The organism is Actinophytocola sp. (assembly GCF_050699935.1).
Classification (GTDB): domain Bacteria; phylum Actinomycetota; class Actinomycetes; order Mycobacteriales; family Pseudonocardiaceae; genus Actinophytocola.
Map to the genome: position 1 here is coordinate 1 of NZ_JBOHGB010000189.1, position 12,339 is coordinate 12,339.

Below are 12,339 nucleotides of genomic sequence, written 5' to 3' on the forward strand. Positions count from 1 at the left end.
CGCCGGCGTCGCCCAGATCCGCGGCGATCGCGGCGGCCTGCTCGTCGGTCGCGGGCGGCAGCGGCAGCCGCGGCTCGCCGGCGTCGTGCCCGCGCAGCCGCAGCGCGGCCTTCACGAAGATCACGCCACCGACCCGGCCCATCGCCCGGCACACCGGCAGCAGTCCACGGTGGACGGTGCGGGCGGTCACCACGTCGCCGCTCTCGTAGGTCTCCAGCAGCCGGCGCAGCCGGCCGGCCACGACGTGCCCGATGACGCTGACGAAGCCGACCCCGCCCACCGATAGCCACGGCAGGTTCAGCGCGTCGTCGCCGGAGTAGTAGGCGAGGTCGGTGCTCGCGATGACCTCGCTGCCGGCGAACAGGTCGCCCTTGGCGTCCTTGACCGCCTGGACGCGCGGGTGCTCGGCGAGGCGGCGCAGCGTGTCGATCTCGATCGGCACGACCGAGCGCGGCGGGATGTCGTAGAGCATGTTCGGCAGCCCCGTGGCGTCCGCGACCGCCGTGAAGTGGGCGAGCAGCCCGGCCTGCGGGGGCCGCGAGTAGTACGGGGTCACGACGAGCAGACCGTGCGCGCCGGCCTGCTCGGCCTCGCGGGCGAGGTGCACCGAGTGCGCGGTGTCGTAGGTGCCGACGGACGCGACGACGCTGGCGCGTTCACCGACCGCGTCGACGACCACGCGAACGAGCTCGCTCTTCTCCGCGTCCGTGGTGGTCGGCGACTCGCCGGTGGTCCCGTTGACCACCAGGCCGTCGTTGCCGAGGTCCACCAGGTGCGTCGCGAGCCGCTGCGCCGCGTCCAGATCGAGCTTCCCGCCGGCGTCGAACGGGCTCACCATCGCGGTGAGCACCTGGCCGAACGGCCGTCCTGGTCTGGCGGTCGGGCACGTGTTCATGGGCAAGACGCTACTCGCAGACCCCACCGGAAATCACTCCGACGCGGCGTATGCCCGGGTCAGCTGCCGGTCACCGGCCGCGTAGAGCACACAGTGTGTCGAGCGGTTGTCCGTCCACGCCTGCTCGGTGGGCACCAGCGTGCGGAACCGCAGGTCGTTCTTGCCCTGCTCGGTGAGGAGCTCGGAGGCGAACGCCATGGTGCAGTACCGCTCGGCGTACTCGGTGAGGTCCGCGGTGTTCGGGTAGGACACGTCGGGGACGGTCTCGTAGTCGTCGGGGATGTCGAAGGTCCACCCGGACACGAAGACCTCCAGGTCGTGCGGCTGGTCGCACTCGACCTGCGCGCTCTCGGTGATCCGCTGCCCGTCCCGCAGCCGGCCGTTGAGGCAGCGGCCTTCGGGGTAGGACGGGTTCCAGCTCAGCTCGGGGATCGTGCCGCCCTCGCCGTAGGTGATCGTCGCGTCCATGTTCGCCGGGCGCTCGCCGCCCGGGTCGGCCTGGACAGCCCGGTGGGTGAAGAAGCCGCCGACGAACAGGCCGGCCGCCACGACCACGGACAGCACGACGACCAGCGCCGAGCGCGTCCCCGAGCGCGGTGTGCGGTTCGGTCCAGTGACCGGGTAGCTCGTCGGCGCGGCCGGATGTGGGGTCATCGCGGTGAGGCCGCCGGGTGGCGTGCTGGTGGCCTGGGCGAGCAGGCCGCGAACCTGCGTGGCGGTCAGCCGGGCGGCCGGCGTCGCGTTGAGCAGGCCCATGATCGCCGACGCGAGCGGGCCGTGGCAGCGCGTCAGGTACGGCACCTCGTTGACGATCGCGTGCATGGTCGCCGCCGTGGACGAGCGCTCGAACGGCGAGTACCCCTCGACCGCGTAGAACAGCACGGCCGCGAGTGCCCACAGGTCCGAGCTCGCATCGGCCTCGGCGCCCTTGATCCGTTCCGGCGCGATGTAGGTCGGCGAGCCGACCAGGATCCCGCTCGTGGTGAGCCGCGGGTCGTCGGTGGACTGCGCGATGCCGAAGTCGGTCAGCTTCACCCGGCCGTTGGGCAACACCATGATGTTGCTCGGCTTGACGTCCCGGTGCACGATGCCCGCCGCGTGCGCGGCCTCCAGCGCGGACAGCAGCTCCTCGGCCAGCCGCGCCACCGCGTCCGGCGGCAGCGGTCCCCGCTCGCGGACGATCGCGGACAGCGTCGGCGCCTGGATCAGCTCCATCACGATGAACGTGCTGCCCGACTCCTGCAGCACGTCGAACACCGTCACCACGGCGGGGTCGTTCAGCCGGCCCGCGGTCCGCGCCTCGCGCAGCACCCGCTCCTCGAGCACCTTCCGCTCGTCGAGCGGCACGCCCTCGGGCAGGTTCAGCTCCTTGATCGCGACCTGGCGACCGATCATCCGGTCGTCGGCCAGCCACACGATGCCCATGCCGCCCCGGCCGATCTCCACGCCGAGCTCGTACCGGTCGGCGAGCACGCGCCGGCCAGGCAGCATCGCCGGCACGGTCCGCTGGTGCGTCGGGTCCTGCGTCACCTCGGCCTCCCTCGGGTCCCGGCGAGCACTGTTCACAACACGCCGGATCAGCGGCGCCCGGGCACGCCGCGGGCCTGTTTTGAATAGTGCTCGGTGTCTCCGACCGGGCAGAAGGATGTCAGGTTCCCGCCGACCGGCGGTCACAGACCTCGCTTGAGCCCCCGAACTACGGCGATCGCGGACTGCTCGCCGTCGACGTCGATCTCGACCGCGTCGCGGCCGAGCGCGAACAGCAGCAGCTCTCCCGGCTCACCGCTGAGGATCACCGTGTTCGGCCCGCGCCGGACGACGACCTCCGCGCCGACCTCCCCGCCGCCTGGCCAGCGCAGGACCAGGCCGACCGGGCAACGGCGCATCGTCAGCCGAGCCACCCGGCGCACGCCGGCCCAGATCACGGCGTCGCGCTCGGGGTCGGGATCGCGCGGCTTCCAGTCCGGCCGCGCACGCCGCACGTCCTCGTGGTGGACGAAGAACTCGACGCTGTTGACGAGCCGGTCCAGCGCCGGGATCCGGGTCGGCCACAGTGCCGGAGGGCCGGACCGGACCAGGTCGACGAGCTCGGCCCAGGGCCGGTGGGCATAGCCGTCCTGGACCCGCCTGGTGTACCGGGCGAGCGGCGCGAGCAGGATGCCCGGCGCGGCGTCCGGGCGGTGTTCCCGGACCACCAGGTGGGCGGCGAGGTCACGGGTCCGCCAGCCCTCGCACAGCGTCGGCTCGTCCGGGCCCAGCTCCGCGAACAGGTCGCTCAAGGCCGCGCGCTCGTCGGTGGAAACAGCCATGGCGCCGACGGTATCGCGCTCAGTCGTCCCGTAGTTGCCGGCGCTCCAGCTGCTTGTCCTCGCGGTTCGTGATCAGGCAGTAGATCGTGCGGTCGCCGTCGCCGGCGTCCGCCGCGTCGTCCCAGCTCTGCTTGACCGGCATCAGCGTCACGTAGGACAGCGTCCGCTCCTTGTCCGACGCCGCGACCAGGTCGCTCGCGAAGATCAGCGCACAGGCCGACTCGGCGAACGCACGCAGGTCGTCACCGGGGTAGTCGAGGTCGTCGGAGCCGAAGAAGTCCGCCGACACGACCTCGAACTCGTGCGGGTCCTCGCACGCGCTGTTGCTGTCGGACGGGTAGCTGCGGCCGGCCTGCAGCCGTGCGGTCGGGCAGGCCCCGTCGGACAGCTCGAACACCGGGATGTCGCCGCCCTCACCGTAGGTCATCGAGTCGCGTTTGGCCGGATCGACCGGCGCCTCCGCGGCCAGCAGCGCCCGGCCGCCGAACCAGCCACCCAAAGCCGCGCCCACGACGAGCACCACGACCAGCGCCACGATGAGCCAGCGCTCCACGACGCGCCAGCGCTTTGCCTCGGCAGAGCCGGGCCGGTGCGGTCCGGTTGCGAGCTGGGTGGCGCCCGGCGGTGGGTACATCGCGGTGCCGCCGTGGTGGTAGCCGCCCGGGTTGACCACGGTCCGCGTGCCGGTGGGCGGCGTCTGGGTCGCCTGGGCGAGCAGCCCGCGAACCTGGGCTGCGGACAGGCGGGCCTGCGGGACGTTGTTGAGCAGGCCCATGATCACCGACGCGATCGGACCCTGGCCGCGGGTGAGGTAGGGAACCTCGTTGAGGATCGCGTGCATGGTGGCCGCCGTGGACGAGCGCTCGTAGGGCGAGTGGCCCTCGACGGCGTAGAACAGCACGGCGGCGAGCGCCCACAGGTCGGAGCCGGCGTCGGCCTCGGCGCCGCGCAGGCGCTCCGGGGCGATGTAGCTCGGGGAGCCGACCAGGACCCCGCTGGTCGTGAGGCGCGGGTCGTCGGTGGACTGCGCGATGCCGAAGTCGGTCAGCTTCACCCGGCCGTTGGCCAGCACCATGATGTTGCTGGGCTTGACGTCCCGGTGCACGACGCCGGCCGCGTGCGCGGCCTCCAGCGCGGACAGCAGCTGCTCGGCGAGCCGGGCGACCGCCTCCTGGGGCAGCGGGCCCTCCCGGGTGACGATCGCGGAGAGCGTCGGCGCCTGGATCAGCTCCATCACGATGTAGGTGTTGCCGGACTCCTGCAGCACGTCGTACACGGTGACGACGCCCGGGTCGTTGAGCCGGCCGGCGGTGCGGGCCTCGCGCAGCACCCGCTCCTCGAGCACCTTCCGCTCGTCGGGCGGGACCCCGGCGGGCAGATGCAGCTCCTTGATCGCGACCCGGCGGCCGATCGTGCGGTCCTCGGCCAGCCACACGATGCCCATGCCGCCCCGGCCGATCTCCTTGAGCACGACGTAGCGCTCGGCGATCACCCGGTGGGCCGCCTGGGAGGTCGGGTGCTGAGTGGACTGCTGCTGTTCCGGCTGGGTCACGCGCGGAATGCTAACGCGCGTCACACTGTCGTCATGGCGGCTTGGATACTCCACGTCGACCTCGACCAGTTCATCGCCGCGGTCGAGGTGCTGCGCCGGCCCGAGCTGCGGGGCAGGCCGGTGATCGTGGGTGGCAACGGCGACCCGGAGCGGCGCTCGGTGGTGGCCACGGCGTCGTACGAGGCGCGCGAGTTCGGCGTGCACTCGGGGATGCCGATGCGGCTGGCTGCCCGGAAGTGCCCGGACGCGGTCTTCCTGGCGCACGACCCGCCCGCGTACGAGGCGGTGTCGGAGGTCGTGATGGCCACGCTGCGTTCGTTCGACGCGGTGGTCGAGGCGCTGGGCTGGGACGAGGCATTCCTTGGAGTGTCCACTGAGGACCCGTGGGCCGTGGCGCGCGACGTCCAGCGCGAGGTGCTCGCCAGCACCCGCCTGTCGTGCTCGGTCGGCATCGGGGACAACAAGCTGCGTGCCAAGCTCGCCACCGGGTTCGCCAAGCCGGCCGGCGTGTACGAGCTGACCCGGGACAACTGGGTCGAGGTGATGGCCGACCGGCCGACCGAGGCGCTGTGGGGCATCGGCCGCAAGACCGCACGCAAGCTCGCCGCGCTCGGTTACCCGACGGTGGCCGAGCTGGCGCGCGCGGACCCGGAGGTGCTGGCGGCCCGCCTGGGGCCGAGGACCGGCCCGTGGTGCCGGACGCTCGCGATGGGCGCCGGCAGCACGACCGTGACGAGCACGCCGTGGACCCCGCGGTCGCGGAGCCGCGAGACGACGTTCCAGGAGGACCTGACCGCGCCCGCGGACGTCGCCTCGCAGGTCGCGGTGCTCGCCCGGCGGGTCGCCGAGGACGTGGTGGCCGAGGGGCGGCCGGCGGCACGGGTGGCGGTGAAGGTCCGGTTCGCGCCGTTCTTCACGCACACGCGGAGCATGACGCTGCCCGTGCCGACCAGCGACGCGGCCGTGATCGAGGAGGCGGCGCTCACGGTGCTGGCCCGCTTCGCCGACGACCGCCCGATCCGGCTGCTCGGCGTGCGCGCGGAGTTCCCCGCCGGCTAGAGGGGCCCGACCTCGTGGCCGGCCTCGCGCAGCGCGCGGACCGCCCGCTCCAGGTCGTCGGCCTGCACGAGCACGTGGTCGGTGTCGTAGGTGGACACGGCGAACAGGCTCACGCCGGCCGCGGCGAGCTCGCCGGCGAGCGCGGCCATGATCCCGGTGAGCGCGAACTCCAACGGGCCACGGACCGACAGCAGCCGCCAGCCGTCCTCGCGGGCGTCGGACTCGGGCGCGACGCGGGTCGGGCAGACGACCGTGACGCCGTCCGGCGCGCTGATCACCGACACGACTGTCACGCCGCCGACGCGGAACAGATCCGGGTCGGGCACCGTGCCCGCGGGCAGGCGCAGGACCGAGTAGTCGCCGCCGCGGACGTCGACGACCAGCCGCTTCACGGCCGGTCAGCCTTCGGTGACGAAGGGGCTGGAGGCGACCTCGGTGCCGTCCTGGAGCGTGGAGATCACGAAGTCGTCGAACACGTTGGCGGCCGCCTTCTGCAGCTGGCGCAGGCATTCCACGGCGAGCTCGCGGATCTCGACGTCGGCGTGCTCACTCGCGCGCATGGCGATGAAGTGGCGCCACGCGCGGTAGTTGCCGGTGACGACGATGCGGGTCTCGGTGGCGTTGGGCAGCACCGCGCGGGCGGCCTGCCGGGCCTGCTTGCGGCGCAGAGTCGCGTTGGGCGCGTCGGCGAAGCGCTCCTCGAGGCCCGCGAGCAGCTCGGTGTAGGCGGCGACGCTCGCCTCGGCCGCCCGCATGAACTTCTCGTGCAGTACCGGGTCGTTCGCGATGACGTCGGGCTCGACCATCTTCGCGTTCTTCTCCGGGACGTAGCGCTGGGAGAGCTGGCTGTAGGAGAAGTGGCGGTGGCGGATCAGCTCGTGGGTGAGGCTGCGCGAGATGCCGGTGATGTAGAAGCTGACGGTCCCGTGCTCGAGGACGGAGAGGTGGCCGACCTCGAGGATGTGCCGCAGGTACCCGGCGTTGGTGGCGGTGGCCGGGTTGGGCTTCTTCCACGACTGGTAACAGGCCCGCCCGGCGAACTCGGCGAGCGCCTCACCCCCGTCCGCATCGGTCGACCACGGTACGTCCGCGGGTGGGAAGAACTCGGTCTTGGCGACGAGCTGCACCTTCGGGGACACGGTCTCCGTCATGCCGGCAGCCTAACCGCCGCGGGCCTCCTCGCCGGTCAACGGCGCGATGTCCGCCGCGGCCGCACTATCGTGACATCACGATGATGTCGCTCGCGCTTGACTGATGTCACATCTGACGTCATGATGACATCATGGATCTCACACCGTATGTCGCCGCCTTGCGCGAGGACCTCTCCACGGCCGCCTCGGCCGGCGACGAGAACACCCGGCGCGCGGCCGCGGTACTGGCCGCCGCGCTGGAGCCCGCCGCGCGGCTGGCGATCATGAACGCGTTGTCCGACCTCGCCGCCGAGGTCACCGCCTCGCTCGAGGACCACGTCGTGGAGGTCCGGCTCGACGGCCGGGACGTCCAGGTGGTGGTCACCGGCACCGGGACCGCGCACGAGCCGCCGCGCGAGGACGACCTGCCGCCGCCGGACGAGGGCGGGGACATGAGCCGCATGACGCTGCGCCTCTTCGAGCAGCTCAAGAGCAAGGCCGAGCAGGCGGCCGCGGCGCAGGGGGTATCGCTGAACACGTTCGTGCAGCAGGCCGTTCAGGGGGCGCTGCACGGCCGGGGCAAGGCCCGCAAGGACTGGGGCCGCTACGGCTGGCAGGAGTGGGCACAGGAGCACAAGGGCGGGACCGGCACGTCGTCCCGCGTGCACGGCTGGTACGGGGGCTGAGCATGATGACCGAGGACGTCGAGGACGTGGTCCGGCGGCTGAGCTTCGAGCACGAGGGGCCGGCGGAGATCGACATCGCCACGGCGCCGGGACGGATCGACGTGCGGCTCGTGGACGAGCCGGGGGTACATGTCGAGGTCCGGCACGACCCGTCCGGCGCGAGCCCGTTCGCCGTCGGGGTGTCGAACCTGATGAGCTGGATCAACACGCAGTTCGGCACGGCGGGTGCCGAGGAGCAGCCGGCGAGCCCGGTCGCGGAGGCGGTGCGGCAGACGAGGGTCGACTTCACCGGCGGCCGGCTGGTCGTGCGGACGCCCAAGGACATCCACCTGCGCAACGTGCCGGTCGCGGTGTCCGTGCAGGCGCCGCTCGGCAGCCACGTGACGGCGAAGTCCGGCTCGGGCGACCTCAACGTGACCGGCTCGGCCGGGCAGTTGGAGCTGGCCACCGGGTCGGGCCGGGTCAGCGCCGACCAGGCGTCCGCGAGCGCCAAGGTCGACACCGGCTCCGGCGTGGTGCGACTGGGCCCGATGGCGGCCGGCGTGCGAGCGAAGACCGGCAGCGGCGACGTGGAGATCACCGCGGTCGGCGGTGTGAGCACGGTGTTCACCGGCAGCGGCGACGTCTGGCTGGGCGCCGTGTCGAACGACGTGCTGGCCCGTACCGGCAGCGGCAGCGTGACCATCGCCAACGCATCGGCCGGACAGCTCGAGCTGCACACCGGTTCGGGCGCGGTCCGGGTCGGCATCCGCAAGGGCAGCCCGGCGGAGGTCGACCTGTCCTCCGGCTCGGGCGAGGCCCGCAGTGACCTCGACCTGTCGACGACCCCGCCGGAATCCGCGCCACCACTACGGATCCGCGGCCGGACCGGGTCCGGCTCGGCGTTGGTCACCACCGCGGTGGAGTGACTCGCCGGCCATCCACGTGATGGCTTTCGGGAGATACAGGGGGTGGAGGAGGCCGGGCCGGCCGCGCAGCTCCGTGCGCCGCCCGGCCTCTTCGCGTGCCCCCGGGTCGGACACGCGGGACCGGAGCGTTGGACTCGCGGGACCGGAGCGTCGAACTCGCGGGACCGGAGCGTTGGACTCGCGGGCTCATGGTGCGGTTCGGTTGGGTCGGTGGAGGACTTTGCGTAGGGGTGGGGCCAGGGAGCCTCGGTCATCGGCCACCACCTTGTCCAGCTCCAGCCACTCGGCCATGACCCCGAGCTCGGCGGCGAGCTCCGCGGCCACGCGTGCGGCGTCGACCGCCGGTTCGGCGAACGCGCCGCGGACGCGCAACACGCCCGCCTGCCGGTCGGTCTTCAGGTCGACGCGTGCGACCAGCTCGCCGTCCAGCAGGAACGGGAACACGTAGTAGCCGTACACCCGCTTCGGCTCGGGGACGTAGATCTCGATGCGGTAGTGGAAGCCGAAGATCCGCTCGGTACGCGCCCGCTCCCAGATCAGCGGGTCGAACGGGCACAGCAACGCCCGGCCGGTCACCCGCCGCGGTTGGCGGGCGTCGACGTGCCGGTAGGCCGGCCGCGTCCAGCCGCGCACAGACACCTCCTCGAGCCGGCCGTCCTCGACCAGCTCGGCCACCGCCCGCTTGCTCCACTCCGGAGGCTTGACGCGGAAGTAGTCCCGCAGGTCCGGTTCGGTCCCGATGCCGTGTGCCGCGGCCGCACGAAGGGTCAGCTCGCGGATCGCGTCCTCCGTGGACATTTCCGGCGCGCTGTGCACCTCGGGTGGCAGCACGCGCTCCGGCAGGTCGTAGAGCCGCTGGAAGCCGCGGCGCGCACCCGTGGTCAGCTCCCCCACCGCGAACAGGTACTCGCACGCGTGCTTGACCGACGACCGGTTCCACCAGCCGCCCCGTGCCCGCCCGCCCGCGATGCCGAGCTCGGCCTCCAGCGGACCGGCGCCGATCGGCCCGAGGTCCTTGACCGCCGCGAGCACGTCGTCGAACAGGCCCGGTGCGCCCTTGAGCAGCGACTCGTACCGCTCCCCCAGCCGCCGCTCGTAACGCCGCATCCGCCACCGGAACAGCGGCCAGTCCTCGACCGGTAACAGGCTCGCCTCGTGCGCCCAGTACTCGGCCAGCAACCGCGGCCGCCGCGCGCGGTGCCGCCACGCCGCGTCGTCCACGAGCGCCGCGGGGTAGGGCCCGAGCCGGCTGAACAGCGGCATGTAGTGCGCCCGCACCGCCACGTTCACCGAGTCGAGCTGGATCAGCCGCACCCGGTCGACCACGCGGCGCAGGTGCCGCCGGGTGATCTCGCCGGCGGGCCGGGCGTCCGCGAACCCCTGCGCCGCCAGGGCGATCCGGCGCGCCGCGTCGGGACCGAGCGTGGTGGTCATCGAGGACTTCCTTCCAGGACAGGGGACTCAGGACAGGGCGACTCACGCCCGACACGGTCGCACGAACCACCGACAAAATCGGCGGTCAGAGGGGCCGGAACGCCGGCACGGCCACGTCGGCGTAGTCCGCCAGGGTGGCCACGCAGCGGTAGACGTTGCGGCCACGCTCCTGGTCGTCCGGCGTCGGCGGCAGGATCTCGATCGACCACGCGTCCGGGCCGTGCTGCCGGGTCTGCGCCAACCGCGAGGCCAGCAGCGTCTCCGTCGAGCACACCCGCCGCACGGTCGGGTCGGCGGCCAGCTCGTCCTGGAACGGGTCGACAAGCGCCGGCGGCACCTCCGCGACCGCGAACGTCTCGTACACGTGCGGCTCGTCGCACGGCAGCTCGCGGATGCTGGCCAGCTCCCCGCCGATCACCACGATGCCGCTCCAGCACTGCGCCCGCCTCGTGCAGCGCGCGTCCGCCCCCGCTACCCCGGCGGCCGGGCAGTCCTCGGTGATCGTCGGCACGCCGTACCGGCTGATGTCCTCCTGGGGCGTGTCCGCCGCCGACGTGCCACCGGAACCGGACGCCGACCCACCGCCCGTGCCGTCGTCGCGGATCACGAGGTACCAGACGCCGGCGAGCACGAGAAGCACCGCGACCAGGGCCGTGCCCGCCACCAGCAGGTTTCGGCGCCGCCGGGGCGAAGCCGACGAGGCCGGACCGGACGGCGGCGCGTAGGACGGCGGCGGACCGGACTGCGGCGGACCCGAGGGTGTCGGCACCGAGCCGCGCGGGGCGGCGACCGTGGTGACCGCCGACGTCACCGCGTGCCGGGGGCCGGTGAACTGGCCGACCGACTGCTGACCGAGATCGGCCCGCAGCGCGGCCGCCTCCGGGTACCGGTGTGCCGGCTCCTTCGCGAGGCCCCGGCGCAGGATCGACATCAGCTCCGGCGGCACGCCGGGGATGTCGTCGATCGGGGTGTCGTGGCGGCGCACGATCTCCGGCACGCTCAGCTCCCGGTCGGCGGGGAACCGCGGCGGGTGGCCGGCGAGCAGCGTGTAGAGCGTGGCGGTCAGCGCGTGGACGTCGGACCGGACCGTCGGGGGGTGCAGGTGGAACGCCTCGGGCGCGGCGAAGGCCGGGGTCAGCGCGGCGAGGGTGACCGACGAGTCGCGGCCCGCCTCCACGACGGCGGCGAGGCCGAAATCCGCCAGCCCGACCGTGCCGTACCGCTTGACCAGGATGTTTCCCGGCTTGATGTCCCGGTGCAGCACGCCGAGGTCGTGCGCCGCGGCGAGCACGTCGGCGATCTTGTGGCCGACCTCGATGACCTCGCGCACAGGCATCCGCCCGCGGTCGGCGAGCGAGCCGCCCGGGCACAGCTCCATCACCAGGTACGGCCGCGAGTCGGGCAGCACGCCCGCGTCGTAGAGCTCGACCACGTTCGGATGCCCGGACAGCCGCCCGGCCGCGCGGACCTCGCGGAGGAACCGGCGCTGGTCGCGGTCGTCGAGGATGAGCCGGGAGTCGACCTTGATCGCGACCTCGCGGTCGATCGTGACGTGCCGGGCGCGGTAGACGACACCGAACCCGCCCCGCCCCAGCGGGTCGACGATCTCGTAGCCGGGGACGGAGACGGTCACGAGTGCAGAGAGTACGACCCGGTCCCGCGGCTGCGCAGGCGGATCGGCCGGTAGGTTTCGGGCATGGCCGATGCCACCGTCCGTCCCGCCGAACCGTCCGACGCGACCGAGATCACGCGCATCCAGCTCGACACCTGGCGCGCCGCGTACGCGGACCTGCTGCCCGCCGAGATCCTGGACGGCCTCGACGCCGCGGATGCGGAGCAGACCTGGCGGCAAACCGTCGAGCAGGGGCCCGCTGCGGTGTTCGTGGCGGCCGAGGGCGCCTGGCTCGTGGGGTTCTGCGCGGCCGGTCCCGCACCGGAGGACGAGACCGCGGACGCGGACGGCTCGCCGGCCAAGGACTCGGCGACGGTCGCGCTGGTCGGCACCCTTCTGGTGGAGCCGCGCTGGGGTCGCCGCGGGCACGGCGGGCGGCTGCTGGCCGAGGCCGGGAAGGCGATGCGCGAGGCCGGCTCGACCCGCGGCATCGCCTGGGTGCCCGAACAGGACAAGGCGTCGCTCCGCTTCTACGAACGGGCCGGCTGGGTTCCGGACGGCACGGTCCGGACACTGGACGCGGGCGGGCGGCCGCTGCGCGAAATCCGGCTCACCGGCACGCTTCTTAGAGCCTGTCCTTGATCCCGGTGTTGGGCATAGGTCGGGCCTCTGCTAGATGATCTTGACACCACATCATGATCACGACCAGCAGAGGCCCGGCCCACTTTGTACCCTGTCGCCGATCTGCCCATGT

12 protein-coding genes are annotated in these 12,339 nt (G+C 72.9%); 4 read left to right on the forward strand and 8 right to left on the reverse strand.

Annotation, left to right across the window (positions count from 1 at the left end):
* From dapA to ACRDTB_RS34380, 4 genes are all read right to left on the reverse strand, one after another.
* Positions 1–895, reverse strand: an 895-nt coding sequence (gene dapA, locus ACRDTB_RS34365; RefSeq protein WP_431436403.1) for a 4-hydroxy-tetrahydrodipicolinate synthase, incomplete at its 3' end; no start/stop codon positions are given.
* Positions 896–928: 33 nt separating this feature from the next.
* Positions 929–2,425 (reverse strand): protein kinase domain-containing protein, encoded by a 1,497-nt coding sequence (locus ACRDTB_RS34370; protein ID WP_431436404.1) that lies wholly within the window; start codon positions 2,423–2,425, stop codon positions 929–931.
* Between the two features lie 140 nt (positions 2,426–2,565).
* On the reverse strand, positions 2,566–3,204 hold the full coding sequence (locus ACRDTB_RS34375; protein WP_431436405.1) for a TIGR03085 family metal-binding protein: 639 nt from the start codon (positions 3,202–3,204) through the stop codon (positions 2,566–2,568).
* A gap of 19 nt (positions 3,205–3,223) precedes the next feature.
* Positions 3,224–4,756 (reverse strand): serine/threonine-protein kinase, encoded by a 1,533-nt coding sequence (locus tag ACRDTB_RS34380; RefSeq protein WP_431436406.1) that lies wholly within the window; start codon positions 4,754–4,756, stop codon positions 3,224–3,226.
* A gap of 33 nt (positions 4,757–4,789) precedes the next feature.
* Here ACRDTB_RS34380 and ACRDTB_RS34385 point away from each other — a divergent pair, with 33 nt between their 5' ends.
* On the forward strand, positions 4,790–5,815 hold the full coding sequence (locus tag ACRDTB_RS34385) for a DNA polymerase IV (RefSeq protein ID WP_431436407.1): 1,026 nt from the start codon (positions 4,790–4,792) through the stop codon (positions 5,813–5,815).
* Here the strand turns inward: ACRDTB_RS34385 and ACRDTB_RS34390 are convergent.
* Together ACRDTB_RS34390 and thyX are read right to left on the reverse strand one after the other, a co-directional pair.
* The gene (locus tag ACRDTB_RS34390; protein ID WP_431436408.1) at positions 5,812–6,207 is read right to left on the reverse strand and encodes an ACT domain-containing protein; all 396 of its coding nucleotides are present in this window, start codon (positions 6,205–6,207) and stop codon (positions 5,812–5,814) included. The genes ACRDTB_RS34385 and ACRDTB_RS34390 overlap by 4 nt on opposite strands.
* 6 nt (positions 6,208–6,213) lie before the next feature.
* Entirely contained in the window at positions 6,214–6,966 is a 753-nt protein-coding gene (thyX, locus tag ACRDTB_RS34395; RefSeq protein ID WP_431436409.1) for an FAD-dependent thymidylate synthase, read from the reverse strand.
* Positions 6,967–7,097: 131 nt separating this feature from the next.
* Between thyX and ACRDTB_RS34400 the strand changes: the two genes are divergently transcribed.
* Both ACRDTB_RS34400 and ACRDTB_RS34405 read left to right on the forward strand, forming a co-directional pair.
* Complete coding sequence (locus tag ACRDTB_RS34400; protein ID WP_431436410.1) at positions 7,098–7,631, forward strand: toxin-antitoxin system HicB family antitoxin; 534 nt, start codon at positions 7,098–7,100, stop codon at positions 7,629–7,631.
* 2 nt (positions 7,632–7,633) lie between these two features.
* Positions 7,634–8,539 (forward strand): DUF4097 family beta strand repeat-containing protein, encoded by a 906-nt coding sequence (locus ACRDTB_RS34405; RefSeq protein WP_431436411.1) that lies wholly within the window; start codon positions 7,634–7,636, stop codon positions 8,537–8,539.
* A 186-nt stretch (positions 8,540–8,725) separates the two neighbouring features.
* Here ACRDTB_RS34405 and ACRDTB_RS34410 read toward each other — a convergent pair whose 3' ends face one another.
* Complete coding sequence (locus ACRDTB_RS34410) at positions 8,726–9,973, reverse strand: winged helix-turn-helix domain-containing protein (RefSeq protein WP_431436412.1); 1,248 nt, start codon at positions 9,971–9,973, stop codon at positions 8,726–8,728.
* An 85-nt stretch (positions 9,974–10,058) separates the two neighbouring features.
* Entirely contained in the window at positions 10,059–11,606 is a 1,548-nt protein-coding gene (locus tag ACRDTB_RS34415; protein ID WP_431436413.1) for a serine/threonine-protein kinase, read from the reverse strand.
* Positions 11,607–11,669: 63 nt separating this feature from the next.
* On the opposite strand from ACRDTB_RS34415, the gene ACRDTB_RS34420 reads away from it, so the two are divergent.
* Positions 11,670–12,227 carry an N-acetyltransferase family protein gene (locus tag ACRDTB_RS34420; protein ID WP_431436414.1) on the forward strand — a complete coding sequence of 186 codons (558 nt, stop codon included), beginning with the start codon at positions 11,670–11,672 and terminating at the stop codon, positions 12,225–12,227.
* The last annotated feature ends 112 nt before the right edge of the window (positions 12,228–12,339 follow it).